Annotated in this window: 1 protein-coding gene; it reads left to right on the forward strand. The window is 45.1% G+C overall.

Going from position 1 to position 2,679, the window contains the following annotated elements; translation table 11 throughout:
* Positions 1 to 326: 326 nt before the first annotated feature.
* Positions 327 to 2,351 (forward strand): SUMF1/EgtB/PvdO family nonheme iron enzyme, encoded by a 2,025-nt coding sequence (locus tag IM477_RS07065; RefSeq protein ID WP_287731100.1) that lies wholly within the window; start codon positions 327 to 329, stop codon positions 2,349 to 2,351.
* The last annotated feature ends 328 nt before the right edge of the window (positions 2,352 to 2,679 follow it).

Consider the following 2,679-nt stretch of genomic DNA (forward strand, 5'->3'; position numbering starts at 1 on the left):
CCAGCTACTTAATATTATTAGTAAGTGAGCAAGATGCTCACACTTATAATAAGTAGGTAGGTGTTAAAAGTTGTCAGGCACCCCCCTTATCAAGGGGGGCAGGGGGGATCCCCCCGCCTATCGGCACCTCCCTTATCAAGGGGGGCAGGGGGGATCGGCACCCCCCTTATCAAGGGGGGCAGGGGGGATCGGCACCTCCCTTATCAAGGGGGGCAGGGGGGATCGAACCCAAAATCTATTTAATTATAACCAGCTACTTATATCTAACTTATTAGAAACGACTAGATAAAATTTTCTGAACAGCACAAATACTCGGAGATTTTTTGATGTCTTTAACTTATCGCTGTCAACTACAGAATCGCTGGATTACACTGACGCAAGAACTGGCGAACAGTGGCGAGGCGAAAGTATGGCACACTAACTTTAATGGGTACTTAGCGAAAATCTACCACAATCCCCATAATGAAAGGGTTGATAAATTACAGTTAATGGTGAGAAATCGTCCCAGTGATCCTAATGCTCATCTTAACCATATTTCCTTCGCTTGGCCCTATTCTATCTTGGAAGATAAACAGGGAAAAGTCGTTGGGTTTTTAATGCCAGAAGTGGTGGGTTCAGAAACATTATTAAAGCTTTGTACGCCCATAATGAGAAGAAAATACAAGTTAGAAACTAATTGGTATTTTCTTCATGTAGTAGCGCGGAATATAGCCGCTATTATCGAAGCAATTCACCTTAAAGGTTATGTTTTGGGAGACATCAAGCTAGCAAATATCTTAGTGAATAATCGGGCGTTGCCTACAATTATTGATACAGATTCATTTCAAGTATCAGATCCCTATAGCGGTAAAATATATCGGTGTTTAGTTGGCTCAGAAGGATTTACACCGGCGGAATTAATCGGAGTGAATCTAGCAGATGTAGATCAAACAGAAGTGCATGATCGCTTTCGATTAGGAGTTGTTATTTATTATCTATTATTTGGCGGGCCGCCGTTTCGGGGATTGTGGCAAGGAGGAGGGGATTCCCTGGAACAGTCGGAACTAATTCGACGGGGACTATGGCCTTTTTCTGGGGATCAATTGCTTGTACCTAGTGATACGACAATCCCATTAAATATTTTACATCCCGACTTACACGCCTTATTTTTGCGCTGTTTTAATGAGGGACATAAATTCCCCCACAGACGACCGACGGCTAAGGAATGGCGTGGTACTTTGGAAGCTGCACTAAAAGAGGTTATACGCTGTGGCAAAATTGATAATCATTACTACAACCGCAGTTACGGAAAGTGTTATTGGTGTGAGCGATTTAGTGATTTAAATCTTGATATTTTTCCGGGGAACAGTATCGCTACTGTGACATCTACACCGTCACCTAAAGTATCGCCCAGATCGCCCTCTTCGCCACCACCTCGTCCAGTTTCGCCACCACCTCCCCCAGTATCGATTAAATCATCTCCTTCACCTATACCTCCTCAAAGATGGTCGCGTCGTAAAGTCTTAATAAATTTGGGGTTAGTTACAGTAGGGACAGTCGCTAGTAATATTTTCGCTCAGTTGTTTCGTCAGAATCCTACTCCTCCTCCTTCTCCAAGTCCTGTATCTGTCAGGTTTACAAAGCCAACCCCATTTACAGAAAACCTACCCAACGGAGTAACACTGGAGATGGTAGGCTTACCAGCAGGTAAATTTCTCATGGGGTCTCCTGATAGTGCTATCTATGCTTCGGATGAGGAAAAGCCTCAACACCAAGTTCAAGTAAACAGTTTTGCGATCGGGAAATATCCAGTGACTCAGGCACAATATGAAGCGGTAATGGGAAAAAATCCCTCTTGGTTTAAAAATAATCCGCAAAATCCGGTAGAAAAGGTTAGTTGGGATGACGCTCAAGCCTTTTGTCAGAAATTGAGTCAAATAACAGGGAAAACCTATCGCCTACCGACAGAAGCGGAATGGGAATATGCCTGTCGTGCGGGGACAACCACTCGCTATTATTTCGGTGATGATGCTAGTCAGTTAGGAGATTACGCTTGGTATGACGGAAATTCTCAGAATACAACTCATCCTGTGGGCCAGAAAAAGCCCAATGCTTGGGGACTGTATGACATGAGTGGCAATGTTTGGGAGTGGTGCGAGGACAATTGGCATGATAACTATATCGGAGCGCCAAAGGATGGCAGTGCTTGGCTAAAAAATGGTAATGATAATCGTTCTCCATTGCGGGGCGGTTCTTGGTCCGACGATCCAAATCTCTGCCGTTCCGCTTTCCGCTACCTCAGCCTCCGCCGCGGCCACTACAACCACGGCAACGGTTTTCGGGTGGTGTGCGGTGCTGGGAGGACTCTGTAACCCTTATTCCCTTTTTACCCTTTTTACCCTTTTTTACTTTTTCTCTTTTTCTCTTTTTCCCGCCGCTAGGCGGGTCGATTTTTTTTGAGATATTCTAGGGTGCGTCCCAGGCAGCTTTTGCCTTGTTGAAAGCAGCCCGTAGTTGGGTTGACGACTGTTACCCAACACCCTCGGAACCAAGATTAAATAGGGTTTGCTGAAAAAGTACGGGCGAAGCATTCGGGCAATAACCTATCGGTGAAACCGTAGATTTTTTATCCGAATGCTTCGCCCCTACAGGACGCGGGCCGATGAAGACGCAAGGTTTTGAAGCACGATTCTCTCAAAA

The sequence above is a fragment of the Microcystis sp. M090S1 genome, assembly GCF_020246295.1.
GTDB classification, from domain to species: domain Bacteria; phylum Cyanobacteriota; class Cyanobacteriia; order Cyanobacteriales; family Microcystaceae; genus Microcystis; species Microcystis aeruginosa.

Coding starts and splice junctions, on each gene's coding strand:
- IM477_RS07065 (WP_287731100.1), top strand. CDS start 327: ATGTCTTTAACTTATCGCTGTCAACTACAGAATCGCTGGATTACACTG.